We start from the raw sequence: 17,223 nt of genomic DNA on the forward strand, positions 1-17,223 counted from the left end.
GGAGGTGGAAGTGCAGCAATGCATGGAGCTGACCAATACTAATCGGTCGAGGGCTTATCCAAAAAACACCCCAAAAAGTGAAGTGAAGCTTTGAAGCTGACACCGAATACTTTTCGGGGACCCCGATACCACATCGGGTAATGCTACGGATTCTAATCAACGCAAATTTCGTTTCGTATCTAGTTTTCAGGTGATCAAGCATCTGAGCCGTTTGGTGGCGATGGCGGAAGGGTTCCACGCGTTCCCATACCGAACACGACCGTTAAGCCTTCCAGCGCCGATGGTACTTGGACCGAAGGGTCCCGGGAGAGTAGGACGTCGCCAAGCGAACAACCATAAAGACCGTTATCGAGTCATCGATAGCGGTCTTTTTTGTTATACCCTTATGAACATCTGAACGGAATCATGTAACATCAGCAAGAAGGGCGCCCTCATAAAGGGGCGCCCTTCTTTTCTTTACCTTAATAGCTTCCTTATCTAACATGTTTTTCTTAGCTTAATATCTTTCCAATATCAGTTGTGTTTTCAAGCCGTCCATAGGAAGCAGCCAACCGTTAGACTCGAGGGTGTCCATAAGCTCTGATCGGAGCTGGGAAGCTACCGAGACATCGGGTGTTTTAAAAGAGATTTCGATCAAATTCTCGGTTCCTGTGCCATCTGCATTACGAATCGGCCAAACTTCGAGGCTCATTTTCTGGCCATGCCAAGATCCTTCATAGCGGTAGAACGTCAGCGGTCCATGGATTCGGGACTGTGAGAGCTCTTGTTCACCCCAATTCGGGGAGGACCATTTTTTGAGCTTTCCTGGCAGTTTGTCCAGCAGTAAAGCCAAGGCGTCTTGCTCGGATGGGAGCGTAGTGCCGGTTGTATTCGTGCTTATTTTCTTGGTGTTGGAGAAGCTAAGCGTTTGTTTGCCGTAGCCCCAATCAATCTCGGCCTCGTAATTGTCATCCGAAGCATCAAAGCCTTCCTGGTTTGCCAAGCTGAGTGCGGCGTTAATATCTCCATTCACGATGGGATACCGTTTCTTATAGGTAAGCTCGTAGTTATCTTTATCCTCTTTTTTCCGAAAACGGACGTCCCAGCCTTCGGCATTCAGCCCCAAATTGTTCGTGTCATAGTAAGCTACACCGATTGCCTGGGGTGCAGAAGCTATTCCGAATGCTTGAATGACTTCGCTCCGGAGGTTTCCACCGGATTCCAGCACGGTTTCTGGTTTGGCAAGAAGCTTCACTTCATAGGAAGGAACGGCATTGGCGGCGGCCGAAACCTCCGCTGTCTGCAGTCCGGTTAATCCACTTCCTAGAGCCGCGAAACCTACCATGAAAGACAACGTCAGCTGTTTCCACTTTCTCAATACAATCACTCCCATAAGCTGGATTTAGGTACACAGCTTACTTTAAACGCTGAATAATTGTGAGCTGTTAACGGGGGAGGGCGACTGTATCAAATATGTATAGAATTAATGAATAGCGGCATACATTTTTTGTTAATCCATCCAGATGGCTTACAGAGTCCCTATTATTACAGGACCTGCTCCAATTGTTTGCCCACTTCGCGCAAGACCTCTTGAAAACGCTGAATTTGTACGGAAGGAAGACGGTCTCGATTACGGACGCTGTATATATGGCGGGATGCCTGATGGCCGGGAATCGGCAGAACGTGCAGTAAGCCTTCTTGCTGTTCCCGTTGTACCGCCATCCGCGACATAAAGGAAATATGGTCCCCTAACAATACAAGTTGCTTGATCGCTTCCAGCGAGTCCAGCTCTACCGGACTCCTCATATGCAAACCATGCTGCGCAAGCCACAGGTCCGTCAGCTGTCTCGTGCTGGATTCGGTTCCATGCAAGGCAAAGGGAGTGCGAATGATCTGCTCGGGCTGCAGCGAATCCGTTTTGGCCAGCGGATGGTCGGGCGAACATATTAGCGTCAGATCATCCCTGCACAAGGACTCGGCGTGGAGACTGGGACCCGTAAAGGGCTCAGAAGAAATAATGCCCAGATCAATCTGATGCCGGGCCAGCATGTCGCGGATAACCGGTGAAGGCTTGACGGATAAGGAGATCCGTATACCGGGAAACTCACGGGCAAAGGCATTCAATATCGCGGGCAGCAGATAGGTGGCAGGGACATAACTGGCTCCAATGTGCAGCGTTCCCCGATATAAGCTGTCGTATTCGCGGACGACTCGTTCCGATTCCTTGGCAAGCGCGTTTATTTTTACCGCATAATGCAGCAGAGCTTGTCCAGCCTCGGTGAGAAATGTTTTTCCGCTTCGGGACTCGAACAGCCGGACTTGTAGTTCCTCTTCTAGTGACTTCATATGAAAAGTAACCGTGGGCTGCTTAATGCCAAGTATTTCTGCCACGCTGGTCATATGATGATGGCGGTCGATCAGCTCCACAATTTGCAGCTTCATCAGATTCATTCGTATATCTCTCCCTTGATTATTCCTTATTTATGCTCTCTATATAGATTTAATCTATGAGTATCAACAGAATTCAAACAAAAAGTTAATTCCAAGTTTACATTAGTCTAATACAACGCTTAAACGTAGCCCTTACACTGGAAATAGCTTAAGAAGACAGGTTGGGATCGAAAGTGGATATTGAAATCAGGGGCATTCAAAAATCATTTCAGGGCACACCCGCGTTACTTCCTACCGATTTAAAACTGCGTCACGGTCAATTCACCACATTGCTCGGGCCGTCAGGCTGCGGCAAAACGACACTGCTCAGGATGATCGCCGGGCTGGAACAGCCGGACGGAGGAGAAATCTATGCGGAAGACCGGTGTATCTACTCCATGAACAAAAGGATTGACGTGCCGGCGCACAAACGCAACTTCGGGATGGTATTTCAGGATTTTGCCCTCTGGCCGCATATGACGGTATACGAGAATGTTGCCTTCGGATTAAAAGCGGCCAAGCTTAAGGCGGATCTCAGACAAAAAGTAACCGAAGCGCTGGCCATGGTCCGCTTAGAGGGGATGGAGGAACGTTATCCGCATCAGCTGTCCGGTGGACAACAGCAGCGGGTTGCATTTGCCAGAGCAGTAGCCATTCGTCCGGCACTGGTATTGTTCGATGAGCCTCTAAGTGCGCTGGATGCGGTGCTTAGGGAGGAAATGCGGATCGAAATGATGTCGCTTGTGAAGGATATGGGGCTGACTGCCCTTTATGTCACACACGATCAGGTGGAAGCCATGTCGATGTCGGATGAAATTGTGGTCATGCGGAAGGGAGAAGTCCTGCAACGTGGAACCCCGGAGATGATATATGAAACACCTAGCCATCCCTTTGTGGCTTCGTTTATCGGCAAGCCCAATTGGCTGACGGTGGATCATTCCATGGTGAGACCAGAGCATGTGACCTGGAGCAGGACAAGCACGGAGGATGTATGCTATCAGGCAACCGTGCTAAGCGTGAGCTATGTAGGCGAGCGATACGAAATTCGCTTGCAGGTGGAGGGCTTGGACAAGTGGACCGCTTACCTGGACAAGAGGGTGTCTGTCGGAGAACGCGTAGATCTGTATGTGTCTCCACATAAGGTCTGTCGGATGGGTGAAGGAACAAGTCCTGATAAGAATACAGACATGCATCAAAATACAGCAAAACGCACGCCTGCTGCTGCAGGCTAAGATGAAGAGGAGTTGGGGAGAAATGAGTCAATTGAAGTTACGGAGAAAAAGCGCGATGCTGTTGCTGGTATCTGTCATGAGCCTAAGTCTGTTTGGATGCGGCAGTGCCCCAAATGGGGATTCCGTTACTATGCCGGCACAGGATACAGGCAAATCATCTGCATCGGGGAGTACGCAAGTCGGAGGCAAGCTCGTTCTATACAGCGCAGGTCCTCAAAAGCTTGCCGACAATATTGTGAGCGGTTTTGAAGCCAAGACCGGCGTGAAGGTAGAGATGTTCCAAGGCACAACGGGCAAAATTTTGGCACGGATGGAAGCGGAAAAATCGAATCCGGTTGCGGATGTTGTCATTCTTGCATCTCTCCCCTCCGCACAGGCGCTGAAGGCGGATGGTCTGACATTGCCTTATCCTGAAGCCGCGAATGCGGACAAGCTGAATAAGGATTGGTCCGACGCCGAAGGAAACTATTTCAGCACTAGCGCATCGGCACTGGGGATTGTATACAACACCAATCTGGTCACTGCGCCGCCTCAAAGCTGGGCTGACTTGGGCTTGCCGGAGTGGAAGGATGCGGTCAATATTCCGGATCCGACGCTGTCGGGATCGGCGCTGGATTTTATCACGGGTTATTTGAGTGTGAAGGGCGACGCAGGCTGGAAACTGTTCGAGGACTATAAAGCCAATGGCACGGCTATGGCAGGAGCGAATCAGGAAGCGCTGGACCCGGTGATCACCGGTGCCAAAAGCTTGGTTGCCGCAGGCGTGGATTATATGGCATATTCGGCCAAAGCCAAAGGCGAGCCGCTTGATATTGTATACCCGGAGGAAGGAACCGTCGTAAGCCCGAGACCGGCTGCGATTTTGAAATCCAGTCCGAACGTGGATAATGCCAAGGCTTTCATCGACTACTTGCTGTCGGACGAAGCACAGAAACTGGTGGCGGACGCCTATCTGATTCCGGGCCGTGAGGATGTGGAGGCTGAAGGCCGGACCAATCTGAAGGATATTCCGGTGTTTAAAGTGGATTGGGCTTGGATGAACGAACATGGGGATGAGACGGCGGCACGTTTTTCCGAAGTATTTAAGTAAGTGTATTAGAGTGAAGCACAGGAAGGCAATGTGAGGTGAACCAGGAGTGAGACCTGTCATCATGGACAGTCAGCGTTTTTTACGAAAAATGGGCGTTATTCTCGCCCTTTTTCTTCTTATTATAGGCATCGGTGTGCCATTGCTGCTTATTTTCTGGCAAAGTGTATACCCGGATCAACACTTCGATTGGCTGGCGCCGATACGAACGATAGCCGGTCATGAGCTGTCTGGTATTTTGCTGCAATCCATCTGGCTGGGGGTATGCGTGGTGGCAGGATCGACACTGCTCGCGCTGCCGCTCGCCTGGATGATGGCCAAAACACGGCTAGGACAGCATCAGTGGGTGGACGTGATATTGATGATTCCGTTCATGACCCCGCCGTATATCGGTTCGATGGGCTGGATTCTGTTTATGCAAAAGGGCGGATATTTGCAGCAGTGGCTGCCGGGAACCGCGAGATGGAGCGATTCCTTCTTCAGCTTCGGAGGTATGGTGCTGATCATGAGTCTGCATTTGTTCCCGTTTCTCTATCTGCTGCTGCGGGACGCTCTGATTCGGATCGGCGGTAATCTGGAGGAGGCCGGAGCGGTTCACGGCGCAAGCGCTGGATACCGGTTTAGAAGAATCATACTGCCGCTGCTGTTATCCTCTTACGGCATGGGCGCGATGCTGGTGTTCGTCAAAACCATTGCGGAATTCGGCACCCCGGCAACGTTCGGTCGTCGCATCGGCTATTATGTAATGACCTCAGAAATCCACAAATATATTTCAAGCTGGCCCATCGATTTCGGTAAAGCGACCTCGCTGGCATCGGTTCTGCTGTCGGTTTGTCTGGTGATGTGGTACATGCAGTCTACGATCAGCCGGAGATTTACCTACCGTCTAGTCGGCGGCAAAGGTCAGCGCTCCAAGAGATATTCGCTGCGCGGAAGCAAAGGTGCCATCTGCGCTCTTTACATCGGTTTGCTGCTCGTATTGTCTGTTGGCATTCCTTATTTTTCCGTCATTGCGGCATCTCTGATGAAACTCCGGGGAGCGGGATTGTCCTTAGATAATCTGACGCTTGCTCATTACAAGGAACTGCTGTCCTGGGGATCGGTCAGCCAGAAAGCGCTCGGTAACAGTCTGGGCCTGTCGCTTGCAGCATCTACCGTTGCCGTTCTGCTCGGTACCGGTTTTGCCCTGACGATCGGCAAGTCCCAGGCACGGATGCAGCGGGTCATCGATCTGTTAAGTCTCTTGCCGAATACGGTTCCCGGCATTGTGATGGTGGTCGGTTTGATCCTGCTCTGGAATGCGCCATGGATGCCGGTTACGCTCTACAATACCTATGGGATGGTGGTGCTGACGTACGTCGTGCTGTTCCTCCCCTATACGGTGCAATATGTAAAGGCCAGTTTTACGCAGATTGACGGTACTCTGTTTCAGGCGGGTCAAGTATTTGGAGGCGGTCCGCTGCTTGTACTGCGGCGCATTCTGCTGCCGCTGATTATGCCCGGCATGCTGGCGGGATGGATCATGACCTTCACGATTGCTTCACGTGAGCTGGTCGGATCACTGCTCATTCTGCCGCCATCGATGCAGACATCGGCTACGTATATTTTTGCCCAGTTTGAGCAGGGACAGGTATCTCTCGGGATGGCGATGACCGTTGTCTCCGTCGGTATGACGGTGCTGCTGTTACTGCTGGTCGAAGCTATGAATTCTAAAAGAAAGTGGAATGCATCATGATGAAACTGACGGTATGGGGCGGTGCAGGCGAGCATGGCCGCTCCGCGTATTTACTAAGCGGCAGGCAGGTCCATTTGCTCCTGGATTGCGGTGTCAAGAAGGAAGGATCAGGGGACTATCCCATGATCCAGCAAGAACATGTGCCGAAGCTGGATGCCGTGTTTCTGTCACATGCCCACGAGGACCACTCGGTGGCGATTCCGCTCCTGTACCGGCTTGGCTATCAAGGGGAGGTATGGACCACTAGGGAGACGGCAGCACAGTTAACGGCCTACTTTGCCTCCTGGAAAGAGTACACGGCAAGGGCAGGCGTAGAGCTTCCTTATATGGAGGAGGATCAGCTGGCGATCCGCTACCGGTATCTGGAGGAAGAGGCTGAGAAGTTGACATGGTTTGAGGCGCTTCCGGGCGTTGAGATCATGTGGGGACGAAGCGGCCATATGGTAGGGGCTGTCTGGTTCTTGTTACAGGCTGAAGGAAAACGGATCTTCTATTCTGGCGACTACACATCGGAATCGCTGCTGCTTGAGGATGACAGCCCAGCGCTGGTAGACAAGTCCTCTTCCATGCTGCTGGATCTGGCTATAGTGGATGCGGCTTACGGGACGGACGCTACTTCACAGGCCGATAAGCTAAAGCAGTTGGAATATAAGATTGAGAGCACACTGCAAACTGGCGGGAAGGTATTGATACCGGTGCCGGCCGCCGGCCGAGGGCAGGAAATGATCCTATGGGCATACAGGAATTGGGGAAATGTGCCGATCATGATCGAAGCGCCGCTGATCGAAGGAATGAAGCGACTGCTTGCTCGTTCGGAGTGGCTTCGCAGCCAGAAATCCGATCAGGGAATGAGGGATCAGCTGGAGTTATTGCTGAACCGGAACGATTGGATCGTACCCGCTAGCGAAGCGGAACGTGTGTCCTTGCTCCATAAGCACGGGGCATCGCTATGGTTCGTAACGGATGGGATGATGCAGTCGAAGCTTGCGCAGTGGTACTACCGCCAGATGTCCGGCGATACCCGGAATCTGGTTCTCCTCACAGGCCATGTTTCCCAGGGGACCTTTGGACATCGCCTCCTTCAACATCCGGCTTCGTACGGTGCCTGCTCTGTCACGAAAATCAGGTATAAGGTACACCAGGGCCTGGCGGATGTGCGTCAGATGATAACCGGCGTTCCGGCACTGCATACCGTTCTCGTCCATGCAGACAAAGGAGAAACGGACCGGTTACGAGCCCGTCTGACAGAGGAAGCACCGAACCCCAATCTTCACATTTATTCCATGTCGGTTGGTGAGGAAGTCTATTTCTAGTCGTGCTTAGAGAACCTTTATTGCTTTCGCGATAAAGGTTTTTTGTGGAATGGCTGTTATGTGTTTAGATGCAGGTGAAGTTGGTGAAGGCTGTAATGAACATATATAAAAATAAATTAGTACCAAGTACTAGTACTTGGTGATATAATAGTTATAAACTTGGAGGTGTGAACGATGAGCCAATCAAAGTCAAGAATTTCGGCAATCGGGACCTATGTTCCTGAACGGATATTAACCAATGCGGATTTAGAGAAGATGGTTGAAACGAGTGATGAGTGGATTGTGCAGCGAACAGGCATGAGGGAGCGCCGGATTGCTGCCCCGGATGAGTACGTGTCGGATCTCGCCATCAAGGCTGTAGAGGATATGGTTGATCGATACGGCGTTACCGTGCGGGATGCTGATATGATTCTTGTGGCCACAAGCACGCCGGAATATTCTTTTCCCAGTACAGCTTCACGGGTTCAATCGAAGCTGGGCATTGCAAGCACGGGTGCCCTGGATCTGAATGCTGCTTGTGCGGGATTTGTATATGCACTCCAGATGGCTGACGGATTAATATCCGGGGGAGCCTACCGTAAGATTCTGGTTATCGGCGCAGAAACCTTATCGAAGATTACGGATTACACCGACCGAACGACATGCGTATTGTTTGGGGACGGCGCCGGTGCCGTATTGTTGGAGAAAGATGAGGATTCGCCAAGTGTCATAGCATCTGTATCGGGAACTTTTGGGGAGGGCGGCATACATCTGTATAAAACAGCGCTCTCTGAGCAAATGGACGGCACGGAATTAAAGAGCGGCTGTCTTGTTCAAAATGGTCGTGAAATTTATAAGTGGGCCATTCGGAACATTCCGGACGGCGTCCGATCTCTTCTGTCCAAAGGAGGCATGACCGCGGAGGAAGTGGATTGGTTTGTCCCGCATAGCGCCAATCTTCGCATGATCGAGGCGATTAACGAGCGTGGGCCATTTACAATGGATCGCACTTTAACCAGCGTCGAGTACCGCGGGAATACGTCGGCAGCCTCCATTCCGCTTGCACTTCAGCTGGCGGTGGATGAAGGACGGCTCAAAGCGGGAGACCATGTCTTACTCTACGGGTTTGGCGGGGGAATGACCTATGCCGGCTCCATCGTCAAATGGACGATATGATTCCCTTAATATCTATAAGACCGCTATCGACATACGATATGCGGTTTTTTTGTGCTGCGATTTTTGGATGACCGAGCCTGAATCGTAATAAATTCAACTCAAATTCGAAAGTTTACCACCTCAAAATTTGGCGCCGCTTTCATTAGACTAAAGAAGAAAAATACGTTTCATGGAAGAGGGGTAGAACGATGAAAAGGTTTAAGTCATGGAGCTTGCTGCTCCTGAGTGTCATCATGGTGTTTACGCTGGCCGCATGTGGAGGCGGGGGCGGTAACGGAAGCAGTACGGCTGAATCTCCGGGGGGAGGAAGCAGCGAAGAGACGGGCAATACGAAAGAAGGAACCGAGTCCACAGAGAAAATCGAGCTCTCCTTCTGGTCGCTGGGAACAACCAACTATGAGGATCTGGCAAAGGAATATACGAAGGAGCATCCGAACATCACGTTCAAATTCCAGAATACGTCGGATCAAACCGCACATCACAACAACCTGACGACAGCATTGTCCGCTGGCTCGGGCGCGCCTGACATTTTCCAATTAGAAATCGCGTTTATGGAGCGTTTTATCAACAACCAGGATAAATTCTACAATCTGTACGATCTTGGCGCTAAAGACTTAGAAGGCAACTACCTGGAGTGGAAATGGAAGCAGGCTACTTCGGTTGACGGCACCTTCCAACTCGGTCTGCCAACAGACATCGGTCCTACGGTCGTATATTACCGTACGGATCTGGCAGAGCAAGCCGGACTGCCGACGGATCCGGACGGGTTTAGCGCAGCGATTGATTCATGGGACAAATTCGCCAGCGTAGCCAAGGACTTCACAAGTAAAACAGGAAAGCCGTTCGCCGACTTAACGGACCTGGTATATAACGGGGTGCGCGACCAATCCCCGGATCAAATCTACTTCAACAAAGAGGATGGCTCCTTTATCGGAGATACGAACCCGCAAGTGAGAAAAGCTTACGACTTTACGGTAAAAGGAATTCAGGAAGGCTGGATCGGCAACTGGATTCTGTGGTCTCCTGAATGGCAAAAAGCGATCAATGATGGAGACTTTGGCGTCATGCTCGGCCCGGCTTGGATTGCCGGTACGATCCGCAATGCGAAGGATACCGCAGGCAAATGGCAGATTGCCCAGCTTCCTGAAGGAGCAGGCAACTGGGGCGGTTCGTTCCTGACCCTGCCGAAGGAAGGCAAACATTCGAAGGAAGCCTACGAATTCATCTCGTGGGTGCTCAACAAAGAGAATCAGCTGAAATCGTTCAAGGACAGCGGCTTGTTCCCATCCATCCCGGCGGTTTACAGCGAGCCTTCATTCACGGAGGAGAAGGATGAATTCTTCGGCGGTCAAGTCATTTCCGAAGCGTATGCCAAGTCGGCGGAACGCATCAAGCCGGTTTACTACGGACCTCTTCACGACCAGACCGACACGATTATCAAGAACGCGCTCAAAAACGTGCTGGAGAAAAAAGCCGACCCGCAAAAAGAATGGGAAAGCGCAATGAAACAAATCAAGACGCTGGTTGATCGCAGCTAGGAAAAGGAGCATTCCTCGCCAGCTCATTCAGCCCGTCATCCGTCCGAATCCGAGTAGGGAGGAAGCTCTCTTCGCTCGGATTCGGATTTATCCTTATCTACCTGGAGGTGCATTCATGGCAGACACAGTTACAGCAGAGTCACCGCAACCGGTGCCCCCGAGGCGGCGCTTGTTGACGGAGACCGTGCGCAGCCGGTTTACGGCTTATACGTTCATATCGCCATTCTTCATCTTGTTCGCAATTTTTGGATTGTATCCGATTCTTTTTACCATCTATTTGTCGTTCTTCAAATGGGATGCACTCGGACCGATGAAGTACGTCGGCTTCAAGAACTACGAGCTGATTACAAGCGACCCGACCTTCTGGATCGCTTTCAGCAACACACTCATTATGGCTTTGATGGGAACCGTGCCGCAGCTGATTGTGGCATTATTTGTTGCGGTTATGCTCAACTCGGCCTTGAACAGATTCAAGAACACGTTCCGCATTCTGTATTTTATGCCGAACATCACTTCCATCGTTGCCGTAACGCTGGTGTTCAGTACGATGTTTGGCAACAACGGGATGGTCAACTGGCTCCTGAACACCTTCGGCGCGGAAAGCGTACCGTTCAACTCCGGCTGGTGGGGAGTCAAAATCGCAATATCGTCCATGGTCATGTGGCGGTGGATGGGCTATAACGCCATTATTTTTCTGTCGGGTCTGCAGAGCATTCCGACCGATATTTATGAGGCGGCCAAAATCGACGGTGCCACCCGAGGCCAGCAGCTGCTCTATATCACGCTGCCGCTTCTTCGGCCATTCATTTTGTTCGTTACCTTGGTATCGACGATCGGGGCGCTCCAATTGTTTACGGAGCCTTATGTATTCCTAGGTCAGTCCGGCACGGGCTCTACGCGGCAGGAAGGGGTCACGATGGTCACGTATCTGTATAATGAAGCATTTAAGAACGGATTTTTCGGTACAGCTGCGGCAACGGCGGTACTCTTGTTTATCGCCACCATTCTATTCTCGGTATTAAACATGATGGTGGGCCGCGAAGGTAAAGATACGGGAGGTAAAAAAGCATGAGCACAGTCGCCATAAGCCAGAAAAAACCGGATGAACCCGGTTTTATCGCCAAATTCTTCTTCTACCTCTTTATGATCCTTGGCGCACTGGTCTCGATCTTCCCGTTCTACTGGATGTTTGTCGTGGCTACGAATGACAAGGATGCGGCATTTCATATTCCGCCGCTCCTTACGCCCGGAACGGAATTCCTGGATAACTTCTCGCGCGTGCTGGAGCGGACGGATTTTTTCCGGGCGTTGATGAACTCGGTCGTTGTGTCTTCAGCCGTTACGTTGTCCGTTGTGTTCCTCTGTACGCTGGCGGGTTATGCTTTTGCCAAGTATGAATTTCCTTTGAAGAAGACGCTGTTTGTTTTTGTCATTGCCACGATGCTTGTACCTGCCCAACTGGGCGTGCTTCCACAGTACGTCATCATGGCCAAGCTGCACTGGATCGACAGCTACAAAGCGCTGATCGTACCCGCCATGGTCAATGCCTTCGGCATCTTCTGGATGCGGCAGTACATCGCTTCCGCCGTTCATACCGAGCTGATCGAAGCGGGGCGGATTGATGGCGGCGGACACTTCCGGATTTTCTGGAACATCGCCATTCCTGTCGTAACACCGGCGATGGCTACACTGGGGATTCTGAATTTCATGAATGTGTGGAATGATTTCTTCTGGCCGCTCGTCGTATTGAAAAACAGAGAAAATTACACTATTCAAATTGCGCTGCAGCAATTGTTCACCAATAAGGACGGCCTTGATTTCGGAATGATCATGTCGGCCACCTTCACGGCGACGCTGCCGCTTCTCATTGTGTTTCTATTGTTCAGCCGCTACGTCATCGCGGGACTGACATCAGGCGCCATAAAAAGTTAACAAGCAAGGTGAAGTCGACAAGGAATGCGGCCTGTCATGAAGAATAATAGACATAGTAGAGTGGAGGGAGGAAGGATCCATGAAACTCCGCCGAAAGATATTGCTGGCTATTATTCTTCTGGTCTTCATTCCGGTCATCGCGCTGGGCGGGGTATCCTATTACAGCTTTTCGGAAGCGATGGAGAAGAAGTCGAATGATTTCTACTGGATTTCGCTTCTGGAAACGGATCGCAAACTGAAGTTTGCCTTGAACGAAATCACGACGATTTCGAACTCGGCGATTACCCAGCAATCGGTTCAGCAGATGCTGAAACAGCCGGAATACGCGGTTACCTATGAACGGCGGCAGGAGATCAACAATCTGATCAATCATCCGATGATTGCGTCGTTTGCTTTTTATTCGAATGACCGGTTGATGTATAACACGAATGGCGGAATGGAGCTTCAGGAACTGAGGCAGCAGGCATGGTATGAAGCGGTAGAGAAGGCGGAGGGGCGTCCTGTATGGGTCGGACCCGGCGAGAACGGCTCTGCGGCTGACGGCGCTCCCGTTTTGATTCAATCCAGGGTCATCAAGGACTATTACTCGCTGGAGGATATCGGAACCGTGGTGATCTACGTGAAGCCGGATCTCCTCGATCAGGTGTTCTGGGAGGCGGCAACGCTGAAGCAGGGAGACATTTTGCTGGTCAATCAGCAGGGGCACATCGTGTTTAGCAAGTCAGGCGGGCATATCGGGGAGCGGACGGAGTTCCCGTTTCTCTCGGATAGTTACAAGACGAATGGAAAAGGCTACTATATCGATCAATATGCAGGCGAAAAATCGCTGATCACATATTCACCTTCACATAATAAAGATTGGTTTCTGGTCGCCATCACGCCAAGTAAACTGATTTCGGCCGAATCGGTCCCGATTCGCAACCTAGCCTTGATCCTGGGGTTGATCTCGCTCGTGTCGGCGTTCCTGTTCGACCGTTTTTTTGTGCGCAGAATGGTGCGCAGCATCATCAGCGCGGTGAACGGGATGAAGCGCGTTAAGCAGGGCATCTTCGTCCCGATCCCGTCGCATAACGTGGCGGAAGACGAGACGGATCTGTTAATCGACGGCTTTAACCGGATGAGCACCCAGATTCAGGAGCTGATTGGACAGGTCGAGACGGAACAAGCACGAAAAAAGGAAGCGGAGCTGCAGGCGCTGGTCGCTCAGATCAATCCGCATTTTATCTACAATTCACTGGAATCGATCAATTCGATGGCCGTGCTTCAGGGTAACAAGGATATCAGCAAGATGGTGGTTTCCCTTGGAAAGCTGCTGCGTATCAGCATCAGCGAGCATCACGAACTCATACCGCTTAGCATGGAGCTGGAGCATGTCCAGCACTATATGCGGATACAGAAATTCAGGTTTGAAGAAAAATTCGATTACGGCATTGAGCTTCCGAATGAACTGAGGCACTACGTTACGCAAAAGCTGATTATTCAGCCGATTGTTGAGAACGCTTTATATCACGGGATCGAGCCGATGGAGGAAAGCGGACTGATCTCCATTCGTGTGTCCGAGGACGGCGAGGATATCGTGATTGACGTGGAGGACAACGGTCCGGGCTTCGATCCGGAAACGCTGATGAAGCTGTGGAATTCGGATCCGGGACAGCTCAAGAAGTATCGCGAGAACGGAGTCGGATTGAAGAATGTCCATGAAAGGCTGCGGATCCGGTTTGGCAGCCGTTACGGCCTGATGATCTGTTCCTCCCCAGGTTACGGCTCCTTGATCCGAATCCGAATACCGAAAATACTGACATGACAGGGGGGCTGCAGGGTGAGATGGTTTTGGAATTGGGGCTGGATCGTCGGATATGCCGCTCTGTTGGCGCTGTCTGTCGTGTGGGTGACGGTACAGAATCAGGGACCGGCCCAGGAGGAACAGCCGGAGAAAATTACGCTGACGTTCCGGCATTTCTGGAACAAGGAGCATGACAGGCCGGTGCTGGCCGTATTCGAGAGCATCGTCCGCACGTATGAGAAAGCGCATCCAAATGTTAAGGTGAACTTCGAGAGCATCGATCAGACGATTCACCGGGAACAAAAGCTGAAGAGCGAGATGGTGACCGGCACGCCGCCGGATATGTTTGTTTTGTTCGGAGGAGCCGAGATCGTGCCTTATGCCAGATCGAACCGGTTGATGGATTTAACGGATTTTTTGCAGGATACCGGATTGAAGGAGCAATTCAAGGATCTGCACCATTGGACCTTCGAGGACCGGATCTATGGCCTGCCCTTCGAGGGACACGCAGAGCCGATCTATTATAACCGGGCTTTATTCCGGCAGCTGAAGCTGGAGCCTCCGAAGATGCTGGGACAGATGGACGAAGCTATTCGTGTTCTGCGGGAGAACGATATCATCCCTTTTGCGGTCGGCAACGAAGACAGGTGGCCGGCGGGAATTTTTGCCCACTATTTCATGGATCGTTACGCCGGGCCGGAACTGATTGACCGGCTGGTCGAAGGCGATGATCAGGTCAGCTTTGTGCAAGAGTCCTACTTGGAGGCGTTTGAGCACTTGGAGCTGTGGATCAAAGAAGGGGCGTTCAGCCCGAACGCGAACGATCTTTCCACGGAAGAAGCGATTGCCCAGTTCACGGAAGGAAAAGCTGCGATGTATATGAACGGCAGCTGGGATATTACGCTGCTGCAGAATGAGGATTACCCGGATTTTCAGAACGAGATCGGCGTCATTCCCTTTCCGTCGCTTTTTCCTGGCGAAGAACGGTCCTTGGCAGGGGGATATACGATCGGCATCGGGCTGTCATCGGACTTGGATGAAACGAAAAAGCAATCGGCTCTGGAGCTGCTGGGCATGTTCTATACTCCAGAGGTGCAGACTCGGCTGGTGTATGAAGGACTGCGCGTCCCTTCGATGAAGATTGACTATGATTCGAAGAAAACCGGGCCGGTGTTTGCCCAAGTCACGGAATTGATGGAGGAGTCCACGAGCACCTTTCTGCCTTACGACAACACGTTATCACCCGAGGTAAACAGTTCGTTCCTTAAGGTGATCGAGGATATGATTGGAGGACGGATCGATGCTGCCGGCGCATTGGAGCAAATTCAGAAGTCCTCGGTGCGGTATTGGAAGCTTAGGCGGAATACGACAGCAGAGTAAACAGAAGACAGGGGGAACGTCATGGGCGGATCGGAAGGCAAATTCAGAGTTATGCTGGTCGATGATGAGCCGATCATTCTGCGCAGTCTAAGGGCAGCCATCCCCTGGGATGAGCTGGATCTCGAAGTCGTTGGGGAGGCCAAGACAGGGGACAGCGCTCTCAAGCTGGCGCGTGAAGTATCGCCGCATATGATCATCAGTGATATACGGATGCCGGGAATGGATGGCATTACGCTCATGAAGGAGCTGAAGGCGGATCAGGCACGGCGGATCATTATTTTCATTAGCGGGTATGGCGAATTCGAATACGCAAGGGAAGCGCTGCGCGAAGGGGCTTTCGATTACTTGCTCAAGCCGATCGATCACGATGAGCTGACGGAAACGATAGCCAAGGCGGCCAGAACCCTGGAGAAGCAAATTGCGGATGATCAAATGCTGCATTCGATCAAGGTTTTATCTCTGCTGGCCCGGGAGAGGATGCTTACGGAATTTATCGAGGGGAACCGAAGCCCCCTGCAGCATATGCAGTGGCTGGAAGACAGCGAGCTGGAGCATGGATACACGATGGCCGTCATTCAGTTGGATCATTACTTGCGGCTTAACGAGTTATGGAGCATGGACGAGAAGCGCTTGTGGCTGTTTGCCGTACGGAACGTCCTGGAGGAATGGTCCTTGCAGCATGGCGGACTGACGGTATTTCCTTTCCGCAGCGGGGAATGGGTGCTGCTGTTTCCGAACCTGACGAGGGAGCGGCAGGAGGAGATCGGCCGGGATTTGGTGCAATTGATCAAGCGGAATACGAAGCTGTCCTGCTCGGTCGGCTTCAGTCCCAGCATGGCCGGGATTGACCGCTTGGGAACGGCTTACGAGACCGCCGTCCGCGCCTTATACCAGCGGTTTTATTCCGGGGAAGAGGGGGTGTTTCTCGGAACGCCCGATTCCATGATGGAAACGGCCAGCGAAGCGAAGTATCCGAAGCATCTCGAGTCGCTCATGGTGGAAAGCATCCGCACGCTTCACAAGGAGCGGCTGCTGGAGCTTTTTGACGAGACCAAGGCTTATATCGAGGAGCATGCCTTCAGCCGGGAGATGACCGAGCGGGTGCTGCTGGAGATGAGTGTCGTGCTGTATCGGCAGTTTGAGCATATGAAGGTGCTGTTTGAGTGGTCGCTGGAGGAATTGCTGCAGGAGCTTCATGCGTCCGGCACCCTTCAGCAGCTGATGGACGTCGTGAAAAGCCATTTCAGCAAGTGGATTGCCGAGAGCCGGTCCGGGCAGGCCAAGGACAATGTTCAGGCCGTTATGGGCAAAGCCAAGGAGTACATCGCGGAAAATTACCAGAAGGATCTCAGCATTGAAGAGGTATCGGAGCTGGCGGATTTGAGCATCAGCCATTTCTGTACCCTGTTTAAGGGAACAACGGGATATACGTTTCTGGAGTACTTAACGGAATGCCGGATCGAGAAGGCCAAGAGCATACTGCTGAATACGGATGTGAAGGTATATCAGGTAGCGCCAATGGTAGGGTATCAGGACCCGCGCTATTTTACGCAGGTGTTCAAAAAAATAACAGGGAAAACGCCCTCCGAGTATCGGGAAGAGGCGATATCCAAGACTTAAAGAGGCGAAGCCCCGTTCGTGGTGTTAACGGGCCAATCA

The 17,223-nt window shown here is 51.7% G+C and carries 13 protein-coding genes and 2 rRNA genes (1 of these 15 only partly in view); 13 read left to right on the forward strand and 2 right to left on the reverse strand.

The features are described from left to right. Positions 1–62, forward strand: a 23S ribosomal RNA gene (locus BJP58_RS24510) (it extends 2,866 nt beyond the left edge of the window). Positions 63–210: 148 nt separating this feature from the next. Continuing rightward, positions 211–327 (forward strand): 5S ribosomal RNA (gene rrf / locus BJP58_RS24515). A gap of 169 nt (positions 328–496) precedes the next feature. On the opposite strand, the gene BJP58_RS24520 is transcribed toward rrf, so the two are convergent. Together BJP58_RS24520 and BJP58_RS24525 are read right to left on the reverse strand one after the other, a co-directional pair. Continuing rightward, on the reverse strand, positions 497–1,366 hold the full coding sequence (locus BJP58_RS24520) for a hypothetical protein (protein WP_374198214.1): 870 nt from the start codon (positions 1,364–1,366) through the stop codon (positions 497–499). Positions 1,367–1,524: 158 nt separating this feature from the next. Continuing rightward, on the reverse strand, positions 1,525–2,430 hold the full coding sequence (locus BJP58_RS24525) for a LysR family transcriptional regulator (RefSeq protein ID WP_194540942.1): 906 nt from the start codon (positions 2,428–2,430) through the stop codon (positions 1,525–1,527). Positions 2,431–2,603: 173 nt separating this feature from the next. Here BJP58_RS24525 and BJP58_RS24530 point away from each other — a divergent pair, with 173 nt between their 5' ends. The 11 genes from BJP58_RS24530 to BJP58_RS24580 all read left to right on the forward strand — a co-directional run bounded on the left by BJP58_RS24530 (position 2,604) and on the right by BJP58_RS24580 (position 17,184). Then, positions 2,604–3,641: an ABC transporter ATP-binding protein gene (locus tag BJP58_RS24530; protein ID WP_194540943.1), complete on the forward strand. Its 1,038-nt coding sequence runs from the start codon at positions 2,604–2,606 to the stop codon at positions 3,639–3,641. A gap of 22 nt (positions 3,642–3,663) precedes the next feature. After that, positions 3,664–4,731 carry an ABC transporter substrate-binding protein gene (locus tag BJP58_RS24535; RefSeq protein WP_194540944.1) on the forward strand — a complete coding sequence of 356 codons (1,068 nt, stop codon included), beginning with the start codon at positions 3,664–3,666 and terminating at the stop codon, positions 4,729–4,731. Positions 4,732–4,819: 88 nt separating this feature from the next. Beyond that, complete coding sequence (locus BJP58_RS24540) at positions 4,820–6,463, forward strand: ABC transporter permease (RefSeq protein ID WP_194545050.1); 1,644 nt, start codon at positions 4,820–4,822, stop codon at positions 6,461–6,463. Beyond that, positions 6,460–7,776, forward strand: coding sequence for an MBL fold metallo-hydrolase (locus tag BJP58_RS24545; protein WP_194540945.1), 1,317 nt, complete (start codon positions 6,460–6,462; stop codon positions 7,774–7,776). Before BJP58_RS24540 ends, BJP58_RS24545 begins: the two co-directional genes overlap by 4 nt. A gap of 174 nt (positions 7,777–7,950) precedes the next feature. Next, positions 7,951–8,931, forward strand: coding sequence for a ketoacyl-ACP synthase III (locus BJP58_RS24550; RefSeq protein WP_194540946.1), 981 nt, complete (start codon positions 7,951–7,953; stop codon positions 8,929–8,931). Positions 8,932–9,119: 188 nt separating this feature from the next. Continuing rightward, the gene (locus BJP58_RS24555; RefSeq protein ID WP_071221586.1) at positions 9,120–10,469 is read left to right on the forward strand and encodes an ABC transporter substrate-binding protein; all 1,350 of its coding nucleotides are present in this window, start codon (positions 9,120–9,122) and stop codon (positions 10,467–10,469) included. Between the two features lie 115 nt (positions 10,470–10,584). Next, the gene (locus BJP58_RS24560; protein WP_071221585.1) at positions 10,585–11,541 is read left to right on the forward strand and encodes a carbohydrate ABC transporter permease; all 957 of its coding nucleotides are present in this window, start codon (positions 10,585–10,587) and stop codon (positions 11,539–11,541) included. Next, positions 11,538–12,401: a carbohydrate ABC transporter permease gene (locus tag BJP58_RS24565; protein ID WP_194540947.1), complete on the forward strand. Its 864-nt coding sequence runs from the start codon at positions 11,538–11,540 to the stop codon at positions 12,399–12,401. Before BJP58_RS24560 ends, BJP58_RS24565 begins: the two co-directional genes overlap by 4 nt. A gap of 79 nt (positions 12,402–12,480) precedes the next feature. Further along, positions 12,481–14,205 (forward strand): cache domain-containing sensor histidine kinase, encoded by a 1,725-nt coding sequence (locus BJP58_RS24570; protein WP_194540948.1) that lies wholly within the window; start codon positions 12,481–12,483, stop codon positions 14,203–14,205. A gap of 15 nt (positions 14,206–14,220) precedes the next feature. Then, positions 14,221–15,564 carry an ABC transporter substrate-binding protein gene (locus BJP58_RS24575; RefSeq protein ID WP_194540949.1) on the forward strand — a complete coding sequence of 448 codons (1,344 nt, stop codon included), beginning with the start codon at positions 14,221–14,223 and terminating at the stop codon, positions 15,562–15,564. A 21-nt stretch (positions 15,565–15,585) separates the two neighbouring features. Next, positions 15,586–17,184, forward strand: coding sequence for a response regulator transcription factor (locus BJP58_RS24580; protein ID WP_194540950.1), 1,599 nt, complete (start codon positions 15,586–15,588; stop codon positions 17,182–17,184). Positions 17,185–17,223: the final 39 nt, after the last annotated feature.

Origin of the sequence: Paenibacillus sp. JZ16 (genome assembly GCF_015326965.1) — a bacterium.
Classification (GTDB): Bacteria; Bacillota; Bacilli; order Paenibacillales; family Paenibacillaceae; genus Paenibacillus_AQ.